This is a genomic window from Marinomonas phaeophyticola (assembly GCF_026966905.1).
In the GTDB taxonomy this organism is placed as follows: domain Bacteria; phylum Pseudomonadota; class Gammaproteobacteria; order Pseudomonadales; family Marinomonadaceae; genus Marinomonas; species Marinomonas phaeophyticola.
This window is the reverse complement of the sequence record NZ_JAPUBN010000006.1, coordinates 12,373-39,327: the sequence shown is the minus strand read 5'-3', so window position 1 is coordinate 39,327 and position 26,955 is coordinate 12,373. Positions and strand designations below refer to the sequence as shown.

The window sequence follows — 26,955 nt, the reverse complement described above, 5'->3', positions numbered from 1 at the left end:
ATGAGCTATACTCTGCTAGATAAGAGCGCTAAATCACGCCGAAAAATCAATGCCAATACGACGACCAATTTCTTCATAAGATTCGATAACATTACCTAAACCTTGTCGAAAGCGATCTTTATCCAATTTTTCTCGGGTTTTACTATCCCATAATCGACAGCCATCAGGAGAAAACTCATCACCCAATACAACTTCACCATGAAACAAACCAAACTCTAACTTATAATCAACAAGTATCATGCCCCCATTCGCGAACAACTCTTTTAATACCGTATTTACTTTATAAGTAAGCTCTTTCGCCTTTGCTAAATGATCCGCTTTTGCCCATCCAAAAGATTCAACATGAGATTCATTTATCATTGGATCGCCCAGCGCATCATTTTTCAAAAATAATTCAAATGTTGGCGGGCTAAGCTCTTGGCCTTCTGTCACCCCTAGACGACGACATAGACTACCTGCAGCCACATTACGTACCACGCACTCAATAGGCATCATATCAAGACTTTTAACCAAGGATTCAGTGTCACTTAAACATTTTTCAAAATGCGTTGGGATACCCGCTTCTTGCAGTTTAGTCATAATAAAAGCATTAAACTTATTATTTACCATACCTTTACGGCTAAGCTGTTCTATTCTTTTGCCATCAAATGCTGACGTGTCATCTCGAAATACGAGAACCATTTTATCAGGATCATCTGTACGAAATACAGACTTTGCTTTACCTGCATACAGCTCTTGTCTTTTTTCCATTGTTGGGGCTCCGAGTTAATTCTATTATGAGGGGTTTATAAAACGCGACATTACTTGATACGAACGTAATTCTGGGTAATCGACATCGCTAAAGTCAATAACCAAAAATTTGCCTAACGTATTAGCATCAATTTTAAAGTTATAAATTTTTTCATCCCATTCCACATCATCTAGATTACGTCTGCGGCTTTTTATCGAGCTTGGCTTTGACTCATCTTGAGTTATAAATGGTATTTTGAAATCCACGATATCACCTATTTTTGGTAATTCCGCTTCCGGTTTTAACGACAATGTATTTGGTGCAGTAGACAATAAATATAAACCACCCATTGATAATATTGAGTCAATTGATTGATCATTATTATCATTCAGCCTCAATACAAAATGGCCTCGATGGTCGACCCATAACGGCGTTGTATTAACAGACGACTGGCTAGATAAAAAGACCGCATTATCGCTTAACTGCTTACCTAGCACACCCCAGAGACGAACTACTGATGTTTCTGCAAACTGGCTCTTTTCTGGACTAGCCCATTCCGATACAACACCATCGGATGATTCATTACGATATCGTATCTCAATTTTGGTGCCACCCAATTGCTCTGCTAATTTATATTGCAACGCAATGCCTTTAGAAGGTAGGCGAGTTATCGCACGCCATATCGACGCCAATCTACTTTCGCTACTGGAAGTAAATACTTGAGTTTCTATGCTCCCTTCTATATTTGATCGAATAGGATCCCCATCTCCGTACATGCCTGTTAGGAAATTCGTCAGTAGATTCTCTGTGACCTTCACACTTGCAGGAACGATCAACTGAAAATGGTCTCCAGTGGAAGAGATATGTACTGGAGTCAATGCATGGTAGATTGTAGGTGGTGCAGGAATCTGCGGAACCTTTATATCGTCTAAATGAGCAATGCGACCTTCATTAGGTATGTATAATCTATCTATAGGCGCTTTAATGCCCTCAGGGTACTGCAAAGTATCTGAATTAGTTTTTACTGTTTTGTAGTCTTCCCTATGGTCTGTCAGAGTACTACAGCCCGTTATCAATATACATAACGCTGCACCAAGAGCACATTGCTTAATCATTTTATAGATATCCCAGATATTAACATTGACTCTTCTAGTTGAGCTCTATACTCATCAGAAAGAGGCGTTAGTGGTAAACGTATACCTGCTCCGCATAATCCCATTTTATGTACAGCCCATTTAACAGGAATAGGGTTTGACTCTAAAAACAGATTGGCATGCAAAGAGCCAATACTAGCATCCGTTTTATGCGCCATTTCAGCATTATGTGCTAATGCATAATCCGCTGCTTGAGAAACCTTATCAGGCGCAACATTAGCCGTAACTGAAATATTTCCCTTTGCACCAGCGAGCATAAGATCCACAGCCGTTGCATCATCTCCTGAATAAACAGCAAAATCGTCAGGCAGTTGACGAATCAAGGATCGACCTCTTTCAACATCACCAGTAGCGTCTTTCAAGCCAATAATATTTTTTATGGATGACAAACGCACAACCGTTTCATTAGCCATATCACAAGCTGTTCGTCCTGGCACGTTATAAAGTATTTGAGGTATATCAACCGCTTCAGCAATGGCCTTGAAATGTAAATACAGTCCATTTTGAGTAGGCTTATTGTAATAAGGCGTCACCAAAAGACAGGCATCTGCTCCGGCTTCTTTTGCTCTTTTAGTAAGATCAATTGCTTCATGAGTAGAGTTTGCACCAGTACCAGCAATAACGGGGACTCGTCCATTTACTTTTTGCACGACTTGACGAATCACGTCTGCATGCTCTTCATAATCTAGGGTCGCTGACTCACCCGTAGTCCCAACAGCAACGATACCATGTGTACCTTGCGCAATATGAAACTCAACCAGGTCGTCAAGTTTGCTTTTATCAACTGCGCCGTCATCCAGCATTGGGGTAATCAACGCAACTAAGCTACCGATAATCATTCAGAGTCTCCAAGAAAAAATAACGGAACATATAGTACCGCCCAGCCTCATTGGAAACAATAACAGTAATACGTAAAGGCTTGTAAATAATTGATTGAAAGCTCACTTTTTAGCACTATTAATAGATATAACACTCTGTGTTCGCGATTTCACTCTAAGAAAGGTTAAATAATATGACCCTAGCTATTGGCCAAGACGCTCCCAAATTCGTGTCTAAAGATCAAAATGGTAAACCTGTTGCGCTTGAAGACTACTTAGGTAAAAAAGTCGTTTTGTACTTTTATCCTAAGGATTCTACACCTGGCTGCACCGCTCAAGCAAAAAATTTAAGAGATCATTTTGATGCGCTAGTTGACGCTGGTTATACCATTCTTGGTGTTAGTACGGATTCAGAAAAGCGCCATCAAAATTTTATTCAAAAAAATGATCTGCCTTTTTCTCTTATCAGTGATGAGGATCAATCCGTACATGCACTCTACGGTACATGGCAGCTGAAAAAGTTTATGGGTAAAGAGTACATGGGCACGGTGAGAACCACATTCGTTATTGATGAAAAAGGCAAAATCAGTCACATAATCAATAAGATAAAAACCAAAGAACACAGTGAGCAAATTTTATCTCTTGAATAACGAAACTGCAGAGCATTGGGTACCTAAACTGGTTCTAAAGCTTAGGTACCTATTAACACATTTAACCTTCTTGTCAATTAAGCTTTTGGTAACCTCGGCAAGCTCTCTTTAGGCCAAGCATTCAAAATGGCTTTCACTAAGGTAGCCAATGGAATAGCAAAGAAAATCCCCCAGAACCCCCAAATACCACCAAAAAACAGCACAGCAACAATAATAGCCAAGGGGTGTAAATTAACCGCTTCAGAAAACAAAAGAGGCACTAGCACGTTACCATCCAAAGCCTGTACAACCAAATAAGCAACCACCACATAAAGGAACTGATTATCGTCTAAACCAAACTGATAAAATGCCACTAAGACTACCGGAATAGTTACTGCAGCCGCTCCAATATAAGGAATCAATACGGACAGCCCTACTAATAATGCCAGCAACTCCGCATACCTTAACCCAAATACAACGAACACCAAATACGTTACCGCACCAACTACCAACATTTCGATAAACTTACCTCGAATGTAGTTCGCTATTTGTGAATTCATTTCATGGGCAATATTTCTCATCATACTACGCTCTTTTGGTAACCAACCAGTAAACCAAAACATGATTTTGTTCTGATCTTTCATCAGAAAAAACATCACTAATGGAACCAAGACGGCATAAATAATGACAGAAAATAAGGATGGGATGCTGGAAAGCGAAAAAGACAGCAGCCATTGGCCAACACTCGTCAACTCTGACGACAAATCATTTAAAACGCCATTTATTGAACTCTGGCTAATAACAGGATTATCACCTTCTGCCAACTCGCGGAGTAAATTTTGTAACTCGACCAACATTCTAGGAACATCATTAATTAATCGAACTGACTGCTCCCAAACGATAGGAACCATTAAACCAACAAAAACAACACAACCAACCAAAAACGATAAAAACACAAAAGACACAGATAACACATGATTAACACCCAGTTTCTTAAGCTTTTCAACGATACCTTGTAAAAGAAAAGCCAGAACAATAGCAATTAAAACAGGTGCCAAAATATTTCCAAGGAAAAACAAAACCCCAATGATACTCACCAAAAGAAGTAAAAATATTACCGCTTCTTCATCAGAAAAATAGCGCTTAACTAAATTATCAACTATCTTTAACATACCATTCCACTTCTAATTTTTTCTAACAACAAAAGTAAACACATCTCCTTCATCGAATTGCTCTATCAAATACAGTTCGGTCAGGCTCAAATAATAAGGAATATCTTTTTTTGATGCGGCATCTGTCGTCACTATACACAAAACCTCATTCAGAGACATCTTTGCCAAAGCCATTTTCATTTTCAGTAATGGCATTGGACAACGATCTCCACTAGCATCGACCAATACATCATATTTGTGTATGGTGTTTATACTCATATAAGCCTACCTATTAAATTAACCATTATGAAGCAATATCTTACAATACTAAAAATCGCCTGCATCAGCTTAATTCTAAACATAAACCTTAGCAACGCAAACGAAATCATTTTGCCTAGCCTTCAGAAAAGCCTATCCGAAAGAAGCTTAGACAATCCTTCCTATGTCTTAGGGCAATATTGGTTCAGGCAATTAAACGGGAGTCGTCAACTTATTGATTTCCCACCCGCTTACGACTATTTAAATGAAAGTTTAAGTCAGTTACTTGTTTATACAGACCTTACTGACAAACATGTTGAAATAGGACTATTAAACAGCAAAACAAGCAATGCGTTCGTGATGCCGGGAAATCATCTTTTTTTGTATTCTGATATCCTCCAACTATTAGATAGCGAAGAACAGTTTCTTGCTTTACTCGCCCACGAAGTGGCTCACCTAGACGCTAAGCATTATGAAAGGCAACAACAGAATTCTCTACAGGAGCAACAAAAAGTACTCGCCCTTATCGGCACCAGCATCGCTCTTGCATTAGCAGGTTCAGACATGGAGGCAGGTTCCGCTTTATGGGTAGGAGGTATTGCCAATCACAGTGAAAACGCCCTGTCATATAGCAGAAGCCAAGAGCAAGAAGCGGATAGAATTGGTAAACAATATTTAGAAAAAGCAGGCATTAACAAAACTGCAATGAATCAGCTCTTCTTAGCCTTCTCCAAAGCTTCCCCTAGAGGAGAACAAAAAGAGTTTCTGTCTACCCACCCAGTACCTCAAAACCGAGCCTCTGACTCACTAACGACCATAGACCCAATAAGCATCCTATTTAAAAAAGAGAACAAAGCCTATCAATACTTTAGAGCAACCCTGCTCACCTATAGATCTACACTCTCCGACTCCAACCACATAAACTACCTAGATCACTCTACACCAGAAATAAAACGTTATATGAGTATTCTGGCATCCCTACTCAACGGAGCAGAAATACAAACGGAATTAGTCGAACAACTCGATGAGAGCAATGAATATGAGTCGTATCTAAAGGCCAAAGTTTATATTAAAAATAATCAATTCAATAAGGCCACCCAATTAGCTAAGCGAAAGCTGTCTATAGACCCTAAAAACATTACTTATTCAACTTTGCTATCAATGGCTAATTATGAAATTTCAGCAGAGTTGCTCGAGAAGAAGCCATATCAATACCAAACAAACCAAAAGCTAGACGCTTTAATCGCCATATTCAAACATGAACAAAACTTACCTCTTACCCTTGCTTACTTAGCTCAAAAGAACTTTAATTCAGGCAAGACAACAGAAGCCCTCTCCCTATTAAACAGAGCAAGAAAACTCGCCAATGCCACTGAGCTTGAAATAATTAATCGCATAGAAAAAGACATCAAATTGATACTTAATGCCCAAGAGAAAATCAACCTCCCAAGCACATAAAAAAGCAGGCTACATCGTATTCAAATATAAGAAAACGACACAGCCTGCCTATTGATTCTAACGTTAAGTTAGCTACTAACCTGAAAATCTAACATTCTTTGAAGTGGAATCAAGGCCTTACAGCTTACCTCTTCTTCAACATGAATCTCATCTGCACCATATTTTAATGCATCCCTCAATAGCTCTAAACTATTTAAAGACATCCAAGGGCAATGAGCACAACTTCTACATGATGCTCCAGAACCGGCAGTTGGAGCCTCTATAAAGGTCTTTTCAGGCGATGCTTGTCGCATTTTATAAAATATACCTCTGTCAGTAGCAACAATAAATGTACTGTTAGACATTTCCTTAGAGGCATTTAAAAGCTGGGAAGTAGACCCTACTACATCCGCTATTTCGACTACTGAATCTGGAGACTCCGGATGTACTAATATCGCAGCGTCTGGGTGAACCTTTTTGAGGTCCAATATGCCTTGAGCCTTAAATTCTTCATGAACAATACAAGCACCATCCCATAAGATCATATCAGCACCTGTTTGTTTTTGGATATACCCACCAAGGTGTTTATCTGGCCCCCAGATGATTTTTTCGCCTTGTTCTGATAAATACTCAACAACTTGAAGAGCAATACTGGATGTAACTACCCAATCAGCTCTAGCTTTAACCGCAGCTGAAGTATTCGCATATACCACCACTTTTCTATCAGGGTATTGGTCACAAAATGCTGAAAACTCATCCGCTGGACAACCAATATCTAGCGAACAAGTCGCCTCTAAAGTTGGCATGATTACTGTTTTATCCGGACTTAATATCTTAGAAGTCTCCCCCATAAATTTCACCCCAGCAACCACTAAGGTAGACGCTTTATGGTTCGCACCAAAACGAGCCATTTCTAAAGAGTCAGCTATCACACCTCCAGACTCCTCAGCGAGAGATTGAATTTCATCGTCTGTATAGTAGTGAGCAACCAAAACCGCATCTTTTTGTATTAATAAGGACTTAATTTCTTCTCTCAAAGCATCCGAATGTTGCGAAGGTTCTTTTATTAGCTGCTCAGCCGAAGAAAGGTATTCTTGAACGGTTTTTCTTAAAGATGATTTATCAATGACATTAGGCATAATGGGAACCCTATTAAAACTGACTTACGGGGCAGAATAAATTACGAAGATATGTGATTAAAGCAGTTCTTAGTGGTGGGTCGTACTGGATTCGAACCAGTGACCAATTGATTAAAAGTCAACTGCTCTACCAACTGAGCTAACGACCCAACGGGGTTCGCATACTATAGAACTGCATGGAAATTACAAGAATTTATTTAATATTAGACAAATAACCAGCCGCTAATTTCGCCGTATTAGTCTCAGGAAAACGATCTATAACTGATGATAGCAAGGCTCGTGCTTTACTTTTCTGATTCAATTGATCGTATACAATGCCCGATTTATATAAAGCATCAGCTTCTTTGGTATGTCCTGCAAAACGGGTTGAGACAATTTCGAAGTTTTTTAACGCTTGAGCTTTATCATTCAAAACTAGCTTTAACTCTCCCAACCAATAATACGCATTCCCTGTCAATTCATTCCGAGGGTACTTAACCACAAAAGCAGTAAATGCTTTGTCAGCTGCGTCATAGTCTTTACTTCTTACTAACTCATAGGCTGCCCTATAAGCGGCCTGAACCTCTACCGATGGTTTCTCAACCTGAATTGGAGCCGATACGATAGGAGAAGCAGCAGAAATAACATTCACCGCAGGAGCAGAAATGGGTGATTGAGATACTAATGGTGAAGTAGTCGTTGTGGATGCGGCCGGTCTACTTAATAAAAGAGAAAGTCTCTTATCAAGATCGATATAGCGATCCAGTTGATTACGCTTCATTTTAGCAAGTTCGTGAGATTGTTCTTCGACCTTCCCTCTTAACTGAGCGACTTCAACCTGCAGGCTTTCTAACTGAAACAAAAGATCAGCTGCAGCAGCAGGAGTTAAACTGTTATTGGCTCCCTGCACTAATGCAGATGATGCTGTCAAAGACAGCACCATTGCATAAGAGCGAAGCTTAGAAGCATCAATCATCATTATTTTTCGTAACGAATTTCAACGCGACGATTTTGCTGCCAAGAATTATCATCATGACCAAATGCTAAAGGCACTTCTTCACCAAAACTTACAGATTCGATTTGTGAAGCCGCAACGCCTTGGATAGTCAAATAACGACTAATTGCTTTAGCTCGACGTTCGCCCAAAGCCATATTGTATTCACGTGTTCCACGCTCATCAGCATGACCTTCAAGAACAACACGAGCATCAGGGTTAGCAACTAAGTATTGTGCATGCTTAGTTAATGCTTCACGAGATTCTGGACGTACGATAGATTTATCAAAATCAAAATAGAAAACCGTTTCTACGCCATCTAGCATACTCATGCCATTTTCGTCTGCATTAGCCGCATCATCAGCAATGATAACACTTGTTAATGAATCATCTTCACCAGCACCAAACGCTTGATCTGTGGATTCAGTGTTTTCTGCAGAGTTAGCAGATGAATCTGTTTCAGATGCTGTAGTACTACAACCAACGATCCAAGCTGCTGATAAACCAACTACTGCAATTTTACCTAATTTTGTAATGCTCATTCTTCACTCCTTAAGTGATCTATTTGAAGTAAGGAGACCACGATGGCTCTCTTACCTCACCCGCCGCTGATGGTAACCTATATTTAACCAGTCCATCAACGGAAACAACAGATAAAATCCCCTTTCCATTGTGCGTAGTAGCGTACATTACCATACTGCCATTCGGCGCAATGCTTGGCGACTCATCTAAATAAGTCTCTGTTAATACTTGAACACGGCCAGTTTTCATATCCTGTAACGAAATATTATATTGACCATTACTCTTCTGTACAGTAACTAGAAAACGTCCATCTGGTGTCATTCTAGCTCGAGTATTTAATTCGCCTTCAAACGTCACTCGCTCTACCGACTTAGAAACTAGGTCCACTCGATAAATTTGCGGATTGCCCCCTCGGTCAGAGGTAAAAATAATACCTTTTCCATCTGGTTCCCAGCTAGGTTCTGTATCAATAGAGTAATGATTTGTTATGCGCTCTAATTTTTGTGTTGCTATATCAAGAACATATATTTCTGGATTATCATCTTTAGACAATACTAACGCCAGTTTTTTACCGTCTGGAGACCAAGATGGAGAACCATTTAACCCTTTGTAACTCTTAATTCTTTGGCGCTTACCCGTCGCTAATTCTTGAATAAAAATATTCGGCCTGCGATCTCGGAACATAACATAAGAAATAAATCGCCCATTATTACTCCATGCAGGTGAGAGTATCGGCTCCTTCGATTCAACAATGACTTGTGGATTAAAGCCATCTGCATCAGCAACTTGCAATTGAAAAGTCGGTGAGGCTTTATCCCCTTCAGCTGTTACATAAAGAATTTTTGTACTAAACGCACCACGGACACCCGTTAATAACTCATACACCTTATCACTTATGTAGTGTGCTGCATCGCGAAAATTCGCCTTACGGACTTTTATACTCTCTCTATTTTGAACATTTTTTTGAGCGAGCACATTTAATAATTCAAATTCAATTTCATAAGTATCACCAGACAACAACTTCGTTGAACCAATTAACACATAATCTGCTTTTAATAGTCGCCAGTTACGATAAAAAACATTTTCTTTTTTTGTTGGCTGACTCAGCATCACATTTCTTGGAATAGCATCAAATAACCCACTCCGCTTGAGGTCGCTCTCAATAATTTGCGCAATATCAGGAAGAATCTCCGTCCCTTCATTACCAAACTTAACCACAGCAATGGGCAATAATTGATCTGCTCCATTAGTAATTTCAATGACTAGTTGCGCCCGAGATAAACTCGAAAACAAAAGCGAACAAAACAACAATAATAATGGTATTTTTTTCATTAGTGTCTCAAATCCTGTGGATTAAATATTAAATCAACTTGACGAAAGTTACGTTCAAAGACATAAGAGTCCAAATCAGAAAGCTCTTCAATCCTTTCAACACGCTTAACAGCATCAACAGCACGCTGATCAAACAACGCATCGCCACTACCTTTAGTGATATTGACTTGACTTACTTCCCCTGTCGGTAAGAAAAATATTTTCAGCTGAGCCTTCATATTATTTCTTGCATTTGGAGGTCGAATCCAAGCTCGAGCAATACGGTCATTTATTAAAGCACTTAATGATTGAACCATTTGCTGCTCAGCAACATCTCTTTTTCTAGCCTCCTCTTCAGCCAGAGCCTGCGCGGCCCTCTGTTCGGCTAATTTTTGTTTTTCTTCCGCTTGTTTACGCTTTAATTCTTCTTGACGTTTTTTCTCTTCATTTGCCAACCTTGCGGCTTCATTACGTTTCTTCTCTTCCTCAGCTTTCTTCTGTTGCTCTAAACGCTTTTTCTCCGCTTCGGCTTTCTTTCTCTGCTCGGCTTCTTTACGCTTTTTCGCATCAAGTGCTTGCTTTTCTTTTTGTCTTTTCAATTCCGCATCTTTTTGCTGTTGTTTCTTATCCGCTTCTAACTTTTGTTGCTTCTCGCGAGCTTGTTCGGCCTTTCTTTTTGCCTCTTCTTGTTTTTGCTTCGTTAAAGCTAATTGCTTCTTCTTATCTTCTAATGCTTTACGTTCATCATCTCTCTGTTTTTGAGCATTTGCTTTTGCCTTTTGTGCTGCCACAGCTTGCGCTTTTTTGTCTTGAGTTTTCCTTTCTTCTTCTAATCTTTTACCGATAACGGTTTGCTTAATATCAATGACCGTTGCTTGAACTATGGGGGCTCGCTTGGGTTTCAATTCTTCGGCTTCAGTAAAGTCCCACACAAAAATAGCACTTAAAATAATAAGCAAATGCAAGGTTACAGCAAATACGATTGGCAGCGCATAACTATCTTGATGAAACAACTTCATTTTATCGACTCAGGTTCCGTTACGAGACCCACATTAGGGGCGCCCGCGGCCTGTAAAGCCACCATCAAACTAATCACCTCACCGTAGGAGACATTCTTATCTCCTCTAACAAGAACGGGTAACGCCGCATTTTGAGATAAAACTTTTCGAACCTTATCTTGTAAGTCGGCAAGACTAATAGCGTCTTGTGTCCCACCAAAATCTAAAAAGTAATTCCCCTTATCATCGATTGAGGCCACTAGGACCTCTGAATCAGGATCTTGGATAGGTGTTGCGTTTGCATTTGGCAAGTCCACTTTTACACCTTGAGTTAACATTGGCGCTGTAATCATAAAAATAACCAACAATACCAACATCACATCGATATAAGGAACAACATTAATTTCAGACATTGGCCGTTTTTTATTACGTCGTTTTAGTCGAGGCACTAAGAAATCCCTCCCTCACGAACATGAACTTTCCTATGAAGGATACTGGCAAATTCATCGGAGAAGTTTTCATAACTTGAAGCCAATGAATCAGAAAGCGCAGCAAAACGGTTATACGAAATAACAGCAGGGATAGCCGCCGCCAAACCGATAGCCGTGGCAATTAGAGCCTCTGCGATACCAGGAGCAACGGTAGCTAGTGTCGCTTGCTGCACCTCAGCCAATCCAATAAAAGAATGCATAATCCCCCATACAGTACCAAACAGGCCAACATACGGGCTCGTTGAGCCAACAGTCGCTAGAAAAGACAAATGTTTCTCTAATTTCTCTTCTTCTCGATACATCGCAACACGCATAGAGCGTTGCACACCCTCCATAACCGCATCTGGCTCCACATTAGACGTCTGTCTTAAACGAGTAAACTCTTTAATTCCCGCTGTAAAAATATGTTCAATACCATCAACCACACGACCTTCTACCGTTATTTGACGATACAATTGACTTAAATCCATTCCTGACCAAAATAAGTCTTCAAACGCTTTACTTACTTTCTTTGCTTTACGTAAAACTCGACTTCTTTGAAAAATAATCACCCAAGATACAATTGATGCTGTCAATAACAGCAACATAACCAATTGAACTACAACACTTGCACTTGCAATAAGACCCCAAATTGACATTCTATACCTCTAAGTTAAATCTGATGGCAACTGATAATTAAAATGTTCATATGCCCGTTTAGTCACTTGCCGACCTCTTGGCGTCCTCATGATAAACCCTTGCTGAATTAAAAAGGGCTCAACTACATCTTCGATTGTGTCTCTATCTTCTCCAATGGCTGCAGCGATATTATCTAGACCTACAGGCCGTCCGTCAAATTTCTCAATCATGGTCAACAACATACGTCGATCTAAATGATCAAAACCTTGAGAGTCGACACTTAACATGTCTAAGGCTTTTTGAGCAATTTCTTGGCCGACACATAACTCACCACTCACTTGAGCTACATCCCTAACCCTTCGCAATAAACGATTAGCGATACGAGGAGTCCCTCTTGATCTGCGAGCCACTTCATAACTGCCAGCCTGATCCATTTCAATACCAAGCTTTTCCGCTGACCGACTTACTATAGACGTCAATGATTTAATATCATAGAACTCTAAACGCTGCACTATACCGAAACGATCCCGTAATGGTGATGTTAATAGTCCTGCTCTTGTTGTTGCGCCTATCAAAGTAAACGGAGGAATTTCAATCTTAATTGATCGAGCCGCAGGGCCTTCGCCAATCATAATATCCAATTGATAATCTTCCATTGCTGGATACAAGACTTCTTCAATAGCTGGGCTTAATCGATGAATTTCATCAATAAAAAGCACGTCACCTTCACTTAAATTTGTCAGCAAAGCTGCCAAATCCCCAGCTCTTTCAAGTACAGGGCCTGACGTTGTTTTAATCTCCACCCCCATTTCATTAGCAATAATATTCGCCAAGGTTGTCTTACCCAACCCTGGGGGGCCAAAAATCAAAGAGTGATCCAAGGCTTCATTACGCTGCTTAGCCGCCTGTATGAAAATTTCCATTTGCTCACGAACAATTGGCTGGCCAATATATTCTGACAAGCTTTGGGGACGAATTGCCCTATCGTGGTGAAACTCACTGACTTTGGGCTCACCGGAAATAATACGATCGGATTCAATCATCAACTACCCTTTCTGAGCATATTTTTCAATGCTGCTTTGATAACATCTTCACTACTTGAATTCGACATAGGAATTAATGCAATAGCCTTCGCCGCTTCTTGAGGCTTATACCCTAAAGCAATCAAAGCCGATTCTGCCTCTTGTCTTGGATCTGCCTTAACTTGCTTCAATACCTCAGGAGTAGAAAACAAATCCTGCTTAGCCGCTTGACCTAGCTTATCTCTCAATTCAATGATGAGACGCTCAGCAGTCTTTTTACCGACACCTGGTATTCCTGTTAACGCAGTAACGTCTGATTCCTGAACAAATTTTACTAATTCATCAGCCGACATACTTGATAAAATCGCCAACGCCATCTTGGGACCAATTCCATTTACTTTTATCAGTATACGAAATAAGGCTCTCTCAGATTTATCAATAAACCCATATAGAGTATGAGCATCTTCTTTAACTTGATAGTGCGTAAATAAAATGACGTGTTCACCCACTGGAGGCAGTTCATAAATCGTTGTCATTGAAGCACTTAACTCGTAACCCACCCCACCTACATCTATCAGCAACTCCGGGGGCATTTTTTCTATCAATTTTCCGACTAAGCGACCAATCACTTTATTTTCCTTACATCTAATTCGGTCCAGCGCTTACCTGAATTCCTCAAGGCTCGCTTGCCTGTACCATATTCCAATCCAGCGGCGGTTCTTGTATGGGCGTGACACAAGGCAATAGCAAGTGCATCCGCTGCATCCGCTTGCGGCGACTTATCTAAAGACAATAATAACTGCACCATTTGTTGTACTTGCAACTTGTCTGCGCCTCCATTACCGACAACGGATTGCTTAACACGTTTTGCAGAATACTCATGTATAAACAAATCATTTAAAGCCGCCACCACAATAGCCGCACCACGAGCCTGCCCTAATTTTAGAGCTGAATTCGCGTTCTTTGCCAAAAAAACTTCCTCGATGGCAAACTCATCGGGATGATAATCAGAAAATAGTGTTTGCACATTCAGATAAATATTCTTCAATCTAATAGACAGTGCTTCATCTGGTAATCTTATGCAGCCACTGTTCACGTATTTTATCTTTCCTCTGACATCAACATCAATGATACCAAAACCAGTAATCCTCGAACCTGGATCGATTGCTAAAATACGCGTCAATACTCTATCACCTTTCTAATAAAACACACTGTATATTCCAACAGTACTTGTTTGATAGTCAATATTAATTAAAAAAGGTCGCTTAAAGCGACCTTTTTTATAATTTCTTTACACTTAGATAAAATCAGGCATCAGAAAAACTTATTCAACAACGGGTTTACGAACACGAATATGCAGTTCTTTTAGTTGCTTCTCACTTACTTCACCAGGCGCCTGAGTCAACAAGCACGTAGCACTCTGGGTTTTAGGAAAAGCAATCACATCACGAATAGATTGTGACCCTGTCATTAACATAACAAGACGGTCTAAACCAAATGCCAACCCACCATGCGGTGGTGCACCAAATTTAAGCGCATCTAATAGGAAACCAAATTTCTCTTCTTGCTCTTCAGGAGAAATATTAAGCAATTCAAAGACTGTTTCCTGCATATCGCCTTTATGAATACGAATAGAACCACCACCTAATTCGGTGCCGTTCAATACCATATCATAAGCTTGAGAAAGTGCCGTTAACGGGTTCGCTTTTAGCTCTTCTGCACTGCAAGACGGCGCGGTAAATGGGTGATGAATTGCGGTAATTCCACCATCCGAAGTTTCTTCGAACATTGGGAAGTCCACTACCCATAAAGGAGCCCACTCACAAGTGTACAAGTTAAGGTCATCACCCACTTTACAACGTAGTGCGCCTAATGCTTCCGTAACCACTTTAATAGAATCTGCACCAAAGAAAATTAAGTCACCATCTTGAGCCTCAAGGCGATCAAGCAATTGCTGACGAACCTCAATCGGTAAGAATTTCACAATAGGAGATTGCAACCCTTCCTCAAGATTCGATTTATCGTTAACCTTAATGTATGCCAAACCTTTAGCACCATAAATACCAACAAATTTTGTGTATTCATCAATTTGCTTACGAGTTAGCGAATTCCCGCCAGGCACTTTTAATGCAGCAACACGACCTTTTTCATCTTTGGCTGGGCCAGAGAATACTTTAAAGTCCACTTCAGTCATCAAATCAGAAACGGTTACAATGGTTAACGGTATACGTAAATCTGGCTTATCTGATCCATACGTTTCCATCGCTTCAGAATACGGCATACGTGGAAAGGCACCAAGATCAACACTAAGAAGTTCCTTAAACATCCCAGTAATCATCTCTTCCGTCATTCTCATGATTTCTTCTTCGCTCATAAATGACGCTTCGATATCAATCTGAGTAAACTCTGGCTGGCGATCTGCACGTAAATCTTCGTCTCGGAAACATTTCGCAATTTGATAATAACGATCAAAACCGGACACCATCAACAACTGCTTAAAAAGCTGTGGAGATTGCGGCAATGCGAAAAAACTGCCTTGCTGAGTACGACTTGGCACTAAATAATCACGCGCACCTTCTGGTGTCGCTCGAGTCAAAATAGGTGTTTCAATGTCTAAGAAGCCGTTGTCATCTAAATAACGACGCAACACGGACGTTACTTTAGAGCGAAAGCGCAGTTTTTGCTGAACTTCAGGACGACGAAGATCAATAAAACGATTCTTTAATCGAACATCTTCACCAACAGCCTGATGTTCATCCAATTGGAAAGGAGGTGTTTGAGCCGCATTCAAGACTTCAAGCTCAAGGCCTAAAATCTCAATTTCACCTGTAGACATATTAGGGTTAGTTGTCCCTTCAGGACGAGCTCTCACTTTACCAGTTAACTTAACAACATATTCATTACGAACACTGTCTGCAAGCGCAAAACTTTCTGCACGATCTGGATCAAAAACAACTTGTGTCACGCCTTCACGATCACGTACATCTAGAAAGATCACGCCCCCATGATCACGTCTACGATGGACCCAGCCACACAAAGTGACTTCTTGAGAAATATTGGTAGCATTTAATTCGCCGCAATAATGGCTGCGCATAATATTTTTATCCTGTTACTAGCTCAGTAAGCGTGTTTATTTAAGTCTAAAAAGTCGGAAGCAATAGGCAACAGACCTTCGTCAAGTAGAGGAATCAATTCCACACTATGACGCTCTAGTTTATTCAAATGTTAAAAGTGCCCGCATTATAAGCGAACAAACGCTGACACTCTAGGGCATAGCGAAAAATCAGTGGCCTTTATACGTTAAAAAGCACTCACAGATATTTATTTGGCATTATTCAAAATACTTAATGCCACGGCCTCGGCCACTTTAATACCATCAATTCCTGCAGATAAAATACCACCAGCATACCCAGCACCTTCACCTGCTGGGTATAGTCCAGTGGTATTTAAGCTAACAAATTCCTTGTTCCTACGAATACTTACAGGAGACGATGTTCGCGTTTCAATTCCCGTTAGCAAAGCATCGTTCATTGCAAACCCTTTAATTTGTCGATCAAATACCGTTAAAGCTTCTCTCATCGCGTCGATAGCAAACTTAGGCAAAGCTGTCGATAAATCAACTAATTTCACACCTGGTTTATAAGAAGGCTCTACCGACCCAAGCTCAGTAGAAGGCACTCCTTTCAAGAAATCTCCGACCAATTGAGCGGGAGCATTATAATTCTTGCCGCCCATCTCAAAAGCAAGCGACTCCAATTTACGCTGTAGATCAACACCAGCTAAGATATGATCTGGATAATCTTTCTGTGGGTCAATACCAACAACGATGGCTGAATTAGCATTGCGTTCATTACGGGAATATTGAGACATACCATTTGTGACTACGCGATCATCTTCCGACGTTGCTGCCACTACCGTACCACCTGGGCACATACAAAAACTGTAGACACTGCGGCCATTTTCACAATGATGAACCAATTTATAATCGGCTGCACCAAGAATAGGATGACCTGCCTGTACACCAAAACGGCCGGCATCAATAACAGATTGCGGATGTTCTATACGAAAACCGATAGAAAAAGGTTTGGCTTCCATATAAACACCTTCATCTAAAAGCATCTTGAAAGTATCTCTCGCACTGTGGCCAATAGCTAGCACCAAATGATGAGTCGCCAGCACCTCACCTGTTGAAAGCGTCACTCCGGTTATTTTTCCCTGCTCGGTTCCACGATCAAGTTCGCGATTCACTTTTTCGACCTTAGAGTCAAAACGAATCTCCCCGCCTAAACTCACAATTTCAGCACGAATGTTTTCAACCATTTTCACTAACTTGAACGTACCGATATGAGGTTTACTAACATAGAGAATCTCTTCTGGGGCACCAGCTTTAACAAACTCTTCCATTACTTTACGACCAAGGAAACGCTTATCTTTTACTTGACTCCAAAGCTTACCATCTGAGAAAGTACCGGCGCCGCCTTCTCCAAACTGAACATTTGATTCTGTATTCAATTTCCTATCACGCCACAAGCCCCAGGTGTCTTTAGTACGCTGTCGAACATCTTGACCACGTTCCAAAACGATCGGTTTCAAACCCATTTGCGCCAATAATAATGCGGCCATAATGCCACACGGACCAAAACCAATAACGATAGGTCGTCGCTGCTTATCACTAGGAAAGCTGGAATCCACAGAAGCAACGTAATGATAGGAAGTATCTGGAGTGGGCTTAATCCTTTGACTATCGCCTACTTGCTCAAGAATTCTTTTCTCAACATCCGCATTAAGCTCAACATCCAATTGATATAATAAAACTATATTACCTTTTTTACGGGCGTCATAACTTCTCTTGAAAAGAGTGAAAGCATTTAATTCATTTGCTTCAATGCCTAATGTGGCCATAATTGCTGCACTAAGATCTTCATCTGTGTGCTCAAGTGGTAATTTTATATCATTTAGTCGTAACATGGAGATTGATGTACTCAAGTCAGTATAGGATAGTAGGTCTTCCGTGTGTCGAGACCTGATTATTAACGGGGCAGTTTACCACGAAGCATTTTAAACCGCTAAGAGAAGTTTTTCGCCTACGAAACCCAGAAAACACATACTTCAGCAACAATTTTCTACTTCATACTGTTTATGACTATATGCCGTATCTAACGCTATTTCATCACCCTCTTCCTTCCCTAATAAGCTACTACCAAAAGGCGATGTCATAGACAGTAAAGTAATCACTTCCCCCTTAAATGTAACTTTCGTACCTCCCGCAACAGGGCTGATAAAAAAGTAAAAGGTTTCTGAATTTTGCTCTCTCACCTGCACAAGACTGCCTTCTGAAATAATCTGATGTAGACGTGCGTATTGTGATTTGTATTTTATAAATACCGCCAGATCAGCTTCGCACTCGGCCACTCTCTGGGATTGCCCATGAGCCAAATAAGAGGCTTCAAGCCCAAATGTATCGTATTTATTTTCAGCGACAGACTCTACATTAGTCGCCTGCTCGTAAGCTTGATAAGCCGCCTTTTTTGCCACTTCGACTCTTTCCATTAAGGCCCATTGCACACCATTCAAAACGTCTTTTTTCTCTAACATCTTGATACTCATACACCATCTAGCCCATTAAAAACAATAATGGCGCAATTAAGCGCCATTATTAAAGTCTAATCCATTAATTTTTAACGATTAATGGTGATGACCACCTTCACCGTGAACATGTCCGTGCTCTAACTCTTCTTCAGTCGCCGCACGTACATCAATAATCTCTACATCAAATTTTAGCGTTTTCCCTGCCAATGGATGGTTTCCATCTAAAGTAACACCTTCATCACCAACCGCAATAACCGTCACAGGCTGCTCACCACCTGGTGTTTGGGCCATGAACTGCATGCCGATTTCGATAACATCTACACCTTGGAAGTTATCGCGAGGCACTTCTTGCACCATTTCTGGATAAACAGGACCATACGCTTCTTCTGGAGTAACAGAAACAGACTCTTTATCACCAGCCTGTTTTCCCTGTAATGCCTTATCTAGACCTTCAATAATATTTTGAGCGCCACTCAAAAACACCAATGGCTCTTGACCAATAGAAGAATCTAGCTCAGTTCCTTCCTCATCAACCAATGTATAATGCATGCTTACTACAGTATTCAACGCTATTTGCATTGCTATCCCCTTGTAAATTTTATAGGTAGTAGGAACGAGACTTTTATTAAGTAAAAGTCCACTCAAAATAGCGAGACTTCACGCACCTTTATAATATGAAGAACCATAATAACGCCCACAATTATCAATAACCACCGTCAAAGAGTACTTTTCCGTAAGAAAATGCATTTTTTAATTAAAAAAATTCTTACTTACGTACAAAAAAAACACCTCATTTAGCTATAACGCTCCATGTAAAAATAAAAAATCCCAGACAAAGCTGGGATTTTCTGAGGTATTCAACGTACTAATATTGAGTTATTTATCGATAAAATTACAAACGCACTTTATCAATTACACTAAGCACTAGATCATCCAACTTCTCTTCCATGACCTGAGAATCAGACAAGCTGTCATCACCAATCAAGATGGTTAAACCCGTTTCCCTAAGAAGTGCCACTTCAGACTCTGTCGCATCTAATTTAACAATAGAGGCAATGCCTTTGTTCAACAGCAATCGCTCAATTAATTCCGCTTGAGCACGCACATTACTTGATAAAGAAATGACAGCCGGTTTTTGACCCAATCGCGCCGCTCTATCTTCCGCGGTGACCACCGTATTCGCATCCAAGTCAGCAACCGCCTCTTCCGCCATTGCGGCACCAACAGTCACATTTGTTAAACGATCAATAACAATGATTGCCCCGGTAAAGCGACTGTCGACGTAAGAGTCAAACGCAACCGGTGCATCAAACTGAACCACGCATTCAGCAATACCATTTAACTCTAATTGCTCAATATTACTTTTTTCCAGAGTATTCACATCAACTCGATGCGTAAAGTGATGCACTTTACCAGGTACAGACTGAGTGCCCACCTTAAAATTATATAACTTACCTGGAACCAATGGCTGTTCGGCCATCCAAACGATCGATGTCCTCAAAGTGCTCGCCATCAAAGGCTCTCTACCTTTGTGGGCCAGCATATCGCCACGACTTACATCAATTTCATCTTCTAGAGTAAGTGTTACTGCTTGCCCTGATTTTGCAACATCCAAATTGCCATCATAAGTGACAATAGACTCGACCTTACTTGTCTTACCTGATGGTAAAGCAATAATTTCATCACCAGGCTTAACCTGCCCAGCCGCCACCGTTCCAGAGAACCCTCTAAAGTCCAGATTTGGACGGTTCACATATTGTACCGGAAAGCGGAAAGCATCACTTCTTACATCTCGATTGATTTTAACGTCTTCAAGAATGTTCATAAGAGATCCACCTTGATACCAAGGAGTATGCTCAGAAAGATTAACGACATTGTCTCCTTTCAAAGCCGACAAAGGTACAAATCGAACATCATCTGTTGCACGGTTACCAAGTTGTTTATTAAATGCCAAGTAATTCGTTTTAATCTCGTTGTATCGAGCTTCAGAGAACTCAACTAAATCCATTTTATTGATAGCAATGACCAAATGTTTAATACCCAACAAAGCGGCAATATAACTATGACGCTTAGTCTGGGTTTGCACACCGTAGCGGGCATCAATCAAAATAATGGCTAAATCCGACGTGGATGCCCCTGTCGCCATGTTCCGCGTATACTGTTCATGCCCAGGCGTATCCGCAATAATAAACTTACGCTTCTCAGTAGAGAAATAACGGTAAGCCACATCAATAGTAATACCTTGCTCACGCTCTGCCTGCAAACCATCAACCAGCAAAGCTAAATCGACTTCTTCACCCTGTGTGCCTGACTTTTTACTATCACGCTTAACCGCTTCCATATGATCTTCAAAAATCAATTTTGAATCATGCAACAACCGACCAATAAGCGTACTTTTACCGTCATCAACGTTACCGCACGTCAACAAACGCAACATGTCTTTTTCTTCATGCTGCTTTAGATAACCTAATATATCTTGATTAATTAATTCTGATTGATGAGACATTACTTACTCCAAAACCTTACATTACCAATAGGTTTTTCACGCAACATACGCAACACGAGCAATAGGCATCGACGTAAAACTGAAGCTGAAAAACCCCTTAAAAACCTAGAAATAACCTTGCTTTTTCTTCTCTTCCATCGAACCAGACGAATCATGGTCTATCATACGCCCTTGTCTTTCAGAGCTTTTAGTAAGCAACATTTCTTGAATGATTTCAGGCAGCGTGTCGGCTTCAGACTCAACAGCCCCCGTTAATGGATAACAACCCAGTGTTCTAAAACGAACCGGCTTCATCATTGGTTTTTCATTTTCACGTAAAGGCATACGCTCATCATCAACCATGATTAATGTGCCATCACGCTCAACAACAGGACGTTCTTTTGCAAAGTACAGAGGTACAATATCAATGTTTTCAAGGTAAATGTATTGCCAAATATCCAACTCAGTCCAATTTGACAAGGGGAATACTCGAATACTTTCGCCTTTATTCACTTTACCGTTGTAAATATTCCACAACTCTGGACGTTGATTTTTTGGATCCCAACGATGTTGTTTGTCACGGAAAGAATACACTCTCTCTTTAGCTCGGGACTTTTCTTCATCGCGCCTAGCCCCACCAAATGCCGCATCAAAACCGTACTTATCAAGTGCCTGTTTCAAACCTTGAGTCTTCATCACATCAGTATGCTTGGAACTGCCATGGGTAAAGGGACCAATACCTTCAGCAACACCTTCTGGGTTTTGATGAACCAGCAACTCTAAACCCAATTTAGCAACTAGCTTGTCACGGAAGGAAATCATTTCCTTAAATTTCCAACCCGTATCAACATGCAATAATGGAAAAGGAGGTTTGCCTGGATAAAAAGCTTTCATAGCAAGATGCAACATAACAGCAGAATCTTTACCGATAGAGTAAAGCATAACTGGATTGTCAAACTCTGCCGCCACTTCACGGATAATGTGAATACTCTCAGCTTCAAGCTGTTTTAAATGAGTAAGTCTAGCCTCTGTTGTCATAATATAATGTCTCAATAAAAGTCATAACGGATTCGCGTTTATCTTTATTTGACTCACTATAGCATATCATTAAGTTATAAAAACAAAACCTATTAGACTTTAAAAGAATATTTATATTAATATTTTCCTCTTTCAAAAGCGCCTATCCAACACAAACAACAAACTTATCATGGTTTTTTCAATCTTTGCCAACAAGATAAAAGTGACAAACAGAACTAAAGAGTGACTAAGCTAGATTCCTCATCATCATACCAAAAGCCAGCCCCTCAGGTTCAACTGACAAGGGGATCTTCACCCTATGCCCGGAACCAGAAGCAACATTCAATGCCACCCCATGTAACGACTCCATCGCACTTAAAACCATTGTTTGACTCCCATTTGGGGTGATTAATTCAACCGAATCGCCTACTGAAAACTTATTCTTCACATCCAATTCTAACCAGCCATTTTTCCATCCGGTCATTTCAGCAACAAATTGCTGGTGCGTAGAATGCGAATTTCCCGATTGGTAATTCTGATATTGATCATGTACGTGGCGACGATAGAAACCTTCTGTATAACCACGATTCGCCAAACCATCCAACTGCCCCATTAAGTCCGTATTAAACGCTTTCCCATGCTTAGCGTCATCAATGGCTTGTCGGTAAAGCTGAGCGGTTCTTGCGGCATAGAAATGCGATTTTGTTCTGCCTTCTATTTTTAGCGAATGCACTCCCATTTCAATGAGTTTTTCAACATGCTGAATGGCCCTTAAATCTCGACTATTCATAATGTAAGTTCCATGCTCGTCCTCAAACGCGGGCATATATTCCCCATCCCTTCCTTGTTCGCGAAGTAAGACCACATCATCAAATGGCTTACCCATACCCAGAGTTGTTCCCGCTACATTAACAGTAGGATCAAAGTAATCAACTGTGCTTAATGGTGTTTTTAAATGACTGCCGTCTTGTGGAACAATATCACCACTGAGCTCTTCTTTTGCGGCTTTAATGTCGTATTGCCAGCGGCAAGAGTTTGTGCAAGTACCTTGGTTAGGGTCTCTTCGATTAAAATACCCTGATAACAAACAGCGTCCTGAATAAGCGACACAAAGTGATCCATGCACAAAGGTTTCAATTTCCATGTCCGGCACTTTTTCACGGATTTCACCTATCTCCTTTAAAGACAGTTCACGTGAGAGTATTACTCGAGATAAACCGTAATTATGCCAAAACTTAACGGTTGCCCAATTGACGGCATTGGCCTGTACCGATAGGTGCAATTCTTGATCCGGCCAGCGCTCCTTCACTAGCATCATCATCCCTGGATCAGACATGATCAATGCATCGGGTCCCATTTCAATTACTGGCGCGATATCATCAAGGTAGGTTTTGATTTTTGCATTATGAGGCGCAATATTACTGGCCACATAAAACTTTTTACCCTGAGAATGAGCCTCATCTATTCCAACGGCCAAGTTGTCCATATCAAAATCATTATTACGTACTCGCAAGCTGTATCTAGGTTGTCCGGCATAAACAGCATCTGCACCATAGGCAAATGCATAACGCATATTTTTTAAGGTTCCGGCGGGGGAAAGTAACTCAGTCATGTCTCTCTTCTATATCAGTTTTCAAATGGCACGCAGTGTAAGCCAACCAATATAAAGGCTAAATTTAAAACAAAAAAAAGGCCGATAAAATCGACCTTTCATTGATAACCATCAATTAGACGGAATAATTATGGTGCCTCAGAGCTCAATTGTTGCTGCAATTGAATCTGTAATACTTGTGATTCTAAACGGTTAATAGATGTGTTTATTTGTGCTCTAAACGCATCTACTGAATCAATCGCTTCTTGATGATCATTTAGCGTTCTCTGAACGTCATTAGGAACGGTCGCCACTATTGAATCATTGGATTTTTCAGACAAATTATTCACTTCAGCCAAAAGCTCACTCAACTTAGATTTGAGGCTGGATATTTCAGACTCATAAGTCGTAAGTTGCGCCGAATTTGCTTCAACTCGACCTTGCAATGCAACATTTTTACTATCTAAAGCACTTGCCGCCTTTTGCAACTGATCTTGATTAAGGCTTAATTCTGTTAACAGGCTTTTTTGCTCAGTTTGTATATTCTCTAATGTAGTAACGACATCAATTAGCTGGTTATAACCATTCTCAATATCATTAAACGCATCCCCTTGAACGGCAATTAATTTTGCTTGTGTGGATGAAGATTCTCTTACTGAAGTCAGAATACCGCTTATTGTCTCTAAGTTAGCCTTATTAGCCGCTATTGCTTTCCTATTCGTGTCATATGACACACCCCAAAGCTTAGCAATTTCACTGCTATGAACATTTAACGTCTCCTCTAAGGTAGATCCTTGTTCATTCGCTGAGACGTCCGCCGCAATCAATTGATGATCTAAGTTTTTGACCTCACTTTTGGTTAGTTGTAACTCGCCCAAGAGCATTTGATTCTGCTCCCACAACCAATAGCCAGCACCACCAGCACCAGCCAAAATAAGTAACAATAAAAAATACACACCAGTAAGACTTGTCTTTTTTTGAGTTGCTCCCATAGTAGTAACACCAGCTGGGTGGGCTGGTGGTGGATTTAGTTTCCGCTTAGATTGAGAATTAGCGGTTCGCCTTTCACTTACTTCATCATGGTCTAAAGTAAGGCTTGGAATATCTACATCATCGTTTCTGGACATCGAGCTCTATTTCTTATCTGTGACTAATTAAAAGGGAAAATAAATAACCATACTAACTTAATGAATATAAAATTCATTTGTTCAGTGCTACTATATAAGCACCATTAACTGCTTGATAACAAGCATTTTTGTATATTAACGCTAGGAGAAAAGATATGTCTTTCGAATTACCAGCTCTTCCTTACGCTAAAGATGCTCTAGAGCCTCACATGTCAGTAGAAACTCTAGAGTTTCACCACGGCAAGCACCATAACACGTATGTTGTTAAATTAAACGGTCTTGTTCCTGGAACTGAATACGAAGGCAAATCTTTAGAAGAAATCATTGCCGCTGCTCCAGCTGGCCCAGTATTTAATAATGCGGCTCAAATCTGGAACCACACCTTCTTTTGGAACAGCCTAAGCCCAAATGGCGGCGGTGAACCAACAGGTGAATTGGCTGATGCAATTAACGCTAAATGGGGTTCTTTTGAAGCATTCCAAGCCGAGTTCAATGATAAAGCAGTAAACAACTTTGGTTCAAGCTGGACTTGGTTAGTTAAAAATGCGGCTGGCGAATTAGAAATCGTGAACACTAGCAATGCTGGTACACCTTCTACTAATGGCCAAACAGCACTTTTAACCGTAGATCTTTGGGAACACGCTTATTACATTGATTATCGTAATGTTCGCCCTGACTATCTAAAAGGTTTCTGGGCACTTGCTAACTGGGAATTTGCAGCCGCAAACTTCGCAGCATAATCATACCTTGCCAGTCATACGAAAGGTGATTGGGAATTTTTAGAGTTCTCAAACCTTATCTAAACCCCAGTTTTTCTGGGGTTTACTTTTTATGCGCTCTATAAAGAATCCATCAACGCCTTCTTAAAGGCCATTATATTTAAATAATCAAGACGCCAATTCTTTTTGCACTTCCAACTTAGTTCGAATGAAATCAGAGTGGGGTACGTACAACAGTTCGCTGATCCGGCGAATTCTATGGTCCTCGTATTTATCCAACTCTAAATCCGCGTAGGCAATTCTCCAAAGGCAACGCATAATCTCATCCTTATCTTCATTACTGGCCTGTTCATTAATGACATTAGTGTACTTAAACATATCATGCGCCAGTTTTGACTGGGATCTTGCCTCTGCCAAAATGCTATCCACCTCATCACTCAAATCCGGTTGATTTTTTAGAATCTCAAGAATTTTTTCTACCTCTCTCTGATCCACTGCATCATCCGAAACCATCACTTCAACCAATACTGTCGCTAGCGCCAAATTATAAGAAATCTCACTTTCATCAGAAGCGGATTTTTGAAAATTAAAAAACATCTTTTTAAGCCCAGAGATCATAACTCATTCCTATTTTTTCTTTATTATAACCAATCTGAAGAAAATACTGTGTTTAAGACCTGTAAAAATAATGGAACGAAAAGGATTGGCAAAGTACAAAACTTTAATATAAGATATTTCTAATATAAATAAGAGGTTTATTATGGACAACTACATATCACCACTCATTGGCGGCTTGCTCATCGGCGCAACAGCCACATTCTATCTACTCACTACAGGTAAAGTGCTTGGCATAAGCGGCATTTTTTCCCAAGCTCTATTTAGCAAAACTCGCCTACTCCCGGCTCTATTTATAATTGGACTGATTATTGGAGGCAGTACTTACGGTACTATAGTTCCTCAACATACAGAGTTTCCTGAAAGTAGAAATATCATTCTGATTTTGGTTTCAGGGTTGCTTGTTGGGTATGGAACAAGATTAGGAAGTGGCTGTACAAGTGGCCATGGCGTATGTGGAATTTCAAGATTTTCAGTGCGCTCAATCATCGCTACCATTACCTTCATGGTGAGTGCCGTTATCACTGTTTATTTAGCCAAAACAATTTAGTCATAGGACAT

General features: G+C 40.4%; 28 protein-coding genes and 1 tRNA gene. 4 read left to right on the top strand and 25 right to left on the bottom strand.

Annotated features, from left to right (window positions below; all coding sequences use genetic code 11):
- Positions 1-33: 33 nt before the first annotated feature.
- From purC to dapA, 3 genes are read right to left on the bottom strand one after another with little or no spacing between them, the layout of a single operon-like run.
- Positions 34-750 (bottom strand): phosphoribosylaminoimidazolesuccinocarboxamide synthase, encoded by a 717-nt coding sequence (gene purC, locus O1D97_RS00805; protein ID WP_269121934.1) that lies wholly within the window; start codon positions 748-750, stop codon positions 34-36.
- 24 nt (positions 751-774) lie between these two features.
- On the bottom strand, positions 775-1,845 hold the full coding sequence (locus tag O1D97_RS00800) for a hypothetical protein (protein ID WP_269121932.1): 1,071 nt from the start codon (positions 1,843-1,845) through the stop codon (positions 775-777).
- Positions 1,842-2,723, bottom strand: coding sequence for a 4-hydroxy-tetrahydrodipicolinate synthase (dapA, locus tag O1D97_RS00795; protein ID WP_269121930.1), 882 nt, complete (start codon positions 2,721-2,723; stop codon positions 1,842-1,844). Before dapA ends, O1D97_RS00800 begins: the two co-directional genes overlap by 4 nt.
- Before the next feature lie 173 nt (positions 2,724-2,896).
- On the opposite strand from dapA, the gene bcp reads away from it, so the two are divergent.
- Positions 2,897-3,352 carry a thioredoxin-dependent thiol peroxidase gene (gene bcp / locus O1D97_RS00790; RefSeq protein ID WP_269121928.1) on the top strand — a complete coding sequence of 152 codons (456 nt, stop codon included), beginning with the start codon at positions 2,897-2,899 and terminating at the stop codon, positions 3,350-3,352.
- Positions 3,353-3,429: 77 nt separating this feature from the next.
- Here the strand turns inward: bcp and O1D97_RS00785 are convergent, their stop codons facing one another.
- Positions 3,430-4,503 carry an AI-2E family transporter gene (locus O1D97_RS00785; RefSeq protein WP_269121926.1) on the bottom strand — a complete coding sequence of 358 codons (1,074 nt, stop codon included), beginning with the start codon at positions 4,501-4,503 and terminating at the stop codon, positions 3,430-3,432.
- Between the two features lie 12 nt (positions 4,504-4,515).
- A complete protein-coding gene (locus O1D97_RS00780; RefSeq protein WP_269121924.1) occupies positions 4,516-4,761 on the bottom strand; it encodes a sulfurtransferase TusA family protein in 246 nt (81 codons plus the stop codon).
- Between the two features lie 111 nt (positions 4,762-4,872).
- On the opposite strand from O1D97_RS00780, the gene O1D97_RS00775 reads away from it, so the two are divergent.
- Complete coding sequence (locus tag O1D97_RS00775) at positions 4,873-6,198, top strand: M48 family metalloprotease (RefSeq protein WP_269121922.1); 1,326 nt, start codon at positions 4,873-4,875, stop codon at positions 6,196-6,198.
- A gap of 68 nt (positions 6,199-6,266) precedes the next feature.
- On the opposite strand, the gene nadA is transcribed toward O1D97_RS00775, so the two are convergent.
- From nadA to O1D97_RS00680, 19 genes are all read right to left on the bottom strand, one after another.
- Complete coding sequence (nadA, locus tag O1D97_RS00770; RefSeq protein ID WP_269121920.1) at positions 6,267-7,316, bottom strand: quinolinate synthase NadA; 1,050 nt, start codon at positions 7,314-7,316, stop codon at positions 6,267-6,269.
- A gap of 73 nt (positions 7,317-7,389) precedes the next feature.
- Positions 7,390-7,465: transfer RNA gene (locus tag O1D97_RS00765), tRNA-Lys, on the bottom strand.
- Between the two features lie 44 nt (positions 7,466-7,509).
- The gene (gene ybgF / locus O1D97_RS00760; RefSeq protein WP_269121918.1) at positions 7,510-8,274 is read right to left on the bottom strand and encodes a tol-pal system protein YbgF; all 765 of its coding nucleotides are present in this window, start codon (positions 8,272-8,274) and stop codon (positions 7,510-7,512) included.
- Complete coding sequence (gene pal, locus O1D97_RS00755; RefSeq protein WP_269121916.1) at positions 8,274-8,831, bottom strand: peptidoglycan-associated lipoprotein Pal; 558 nt, start codon at positions 8,829-8,831, stop codon at positions 8,274-8,276. The genes ybgF and pal overlap by 1 nt, the downstream gene beginning before the upstream one ends.
- A 19-nt stretch (positions 8,832-8,850) precedes the next feature.
- Complete coding sequence (tolB, locus tag O1D97_RS00750) at positions 8,851-10,143, bottom strand: Tol-Pal system beta propeller repeat protein TolB (protein WP_269121914.1); 1,293 nt, start codon at positions 10,141-10,143, stop codon at positions 8,851-8,853.
- Positions 10,143-11,141, bottom strand: coding sequence for a cell envelope integrity protein TolA (gene tolA, locus O1D97_RS00745; protein WP_269121913.1), 999 nt, complete (start codon positions 11,139-11,141; stop codon positions 10,143-10,145). Before tolA ends, tolB begins: the two co-directional genes overlap by 1 nt.
- Entirely contained in the window at positions 11,138-11,569 is a 432-nt protein-coding gene (tolR, locus tag O1D97_RS00740) for a protein TolR (protein ID WP_269121912.1), read from the bottom strand. Before tolR ends, tolA begins: the two co-directional genes overlap by 4 nt.
- Positions 11,569-12,249: a protein TolQ gene (tolQ, locus tag O1D97_RS00735; protein ID WP_269121911.1), complete on the bottom strand. Its 681-nt coding sequence runs from the start codon at positions 12,247-12,249 to the stop codon at positions 11,569-11,571. The genes tolR and tolQ overlap by 1 nt, the downstream gene beginning before the upstream one ends.
- A gap of 9 nt (positions 12,250-12,258) precedes the next feature.
- Complete coding sequence (ruvB, locus tag O1D97_RS00730) at positions 12,259-13,272, bottom strand: Holliday junction branch migration DNA helicase RuvB (RefSeq protein ID WP_269121909.1); 1,014 nt, start codon at positions 13,270-13,272, stop codon at positions 12,259-12,261.
- The gene (gene ruvA, locus O1D97_RS00725) at positions 13,272-13,880 is read right to left on the bottom strand and encodes a Holliday junction branch migration protein RuvA (protein ID WP_269121907.1); all 609 of its coding nucleotides are present in this window, start codon (positions 13,878-13,880) and stop codon (positions 13,272-13,274) included. Before ruvA ends, ruvB begins: the two co-directional genes overlap by 1 nt.
- Positions 13,877-14,434 carry a crossover junction endodeoxyribonuclease RuvC gene (gene ruvC / locus O1D97_RS00720; protein WP_269121906.1) on the bottom strand — a complete coding sequence of 186 codons (558 nt, stop codon included), beginning with the start codon at positions 14,432-14,434 and terminating at the stop codon, positions 13,877-13,879. The genes ruvA and ruvC overlap by 4 nt, the downstream gene beginning before the upstream one ends.
- Positions 14,435-14,575: 141 nt before the next feature.
- Positions 14,576-16,345, bottom strand: a complete 1,770-nt coding sequence (gene aspS, locus O1D97_RS00715) for an aspartate--tRNA ligase (RefSeq protein WP_269121905.1) — start codon at positions 16,343-16,345, stop codon at positions 14,576-14,578.
- Positions 16,346-16,572: 227 nt separating this feature from the next.
- The gene (locus O1D97_RS00710) at positions 16,573-18,219 is read right to left on the bottom strand and encodes an NAD(P)/FAD-dependent oxidoreductase (RefSeq protein ID WP_269121903.1); all 1,647 of its coding nucleotides are present in this window, start codon (positions 18,217-18,219) and stop codon (positions 16,573-16,575) included.
- A 141-nt stretch (positions 18,220-18,360) separates the two neighbouring features.
- A complete protein-coding gene (locus O1D97_RS00705) occupies positions 18,361-18,858 on the bottom strand; it encodes a hypothetical protein (RefSeq protein WP_269121901.1) in 498 nt (165 codons plus the stop codon).
- A 78-nt stretch (positions 18,859-18,936) separates the two neighbouring features.
- Positions 18,937-19,419: an FKBP-type peptidyl-prolyl cis-trans isomerase gene (locus O1D97_RS00700; protein ID WP_269121899.1), complete on the bottom strand. Its 483-nt coding sequence runs from the start codon at positions 19,417-19,419 to the stop codon at positions 18,937-18,939.
- A 313-nt stretch (positions 19,420-19,732) separates the two neighbouring features.
- On the bottom strand, positions 19,733-21,346 hold the full coding sequence (cysN, locus tag O1D97_RS00695) for a sulfate adenylyltransferase subunit CysN (protein WP_269121897.1): 1,614 nt from the start codon (positions 21,344-21,346) through the stop codon (positions 19,733-19,735).
- A gap of 105 nt (positions 21,347-21,451) precedes the next feature.
- Complete coding sequence (cysD, locus tag O1D97_RS00690) at positions 21,452-22,363, bottom strand: sulfate adenylyltransferase subunit CysD (protein ID WP_269121895.1); 912 nt, start codon at positions 22,361-22,363, stop codon at positions 21,452-21,454.
- A gap of 226 nt (positions 22,364-22,589) precedes the next feature.
- A complete protein-coding gene (trhP, locus tag O1D97_RS00685; RefSeq protein WP_269121893.1) occupies positions 22,590-23,954 on the bottom strand; it encodes a prephenate-dependent tRNA uridine(34) hydroxylase TrhP in 1,365 nt (454 codons plus the stop codon).
- Between the two features lie 128 nt (positions 23,955-24,082).
- Positions 24,083-25,060, bottom strand: a complete 978-nt coding sequence (locus tag O1D97_RS00680; RefSeq protein WP_269121891.1) for a coiled-coil domain-containing protein — start codon at positions 25,058-25,060, stop codon at positions 24,083-24,085.
- Positions 25,061-25,215: 155 nt separating this feature from the next.
- On the opposite strand from O1D97_RS00680, the gene O1D97_RS00675 reads away from it, so the two are divergent.
- On the top strand, positions 25,216-25,800 hold the full coding sequence (locus tag O1D97_RS00675; protein ID WP_269121889.1) for a superoxide dismutase: 585 nt from the start codon (positions 25,216-25,218) through the stop codon (positions 25,798-25,800).
- Positions 25,801-25,947: 147 nt separating this feature from the next.
- On the opposite strand, the gene O1D97_RS00670 is transcribed toward O1D97_RS00675, so the two are convergent.
- The gene (locus O1D97_RS00670) at positions 25,948-26,397 is read right to left on the bottom strand and encodes a tellurite resistance TerB family protein (protein WP_269121887.1); all 450 of its coding nucleotides are present in this window, start codon (positions 26,395-26,397) and stop codon (positions 25,948-25,950) included.
- 142 nt (positions 26,398-26,539) lie between these two features.
- Here O1D97_RS00670 and O1D97_RS00665 point away from each other — a divergent pair, with 142 nt between their 5' ends.
- Entirely contained in the window at positions 26,540-26,944 is a 405-nt protein-coding gene (locus tag O1D97_RS00665) for a YeeE/YedE family protein (RefSeq protein WP_269121884.1), read from the top strand.
- Positions 26,945-26,955: the final 11 nt, after the last annotated feature.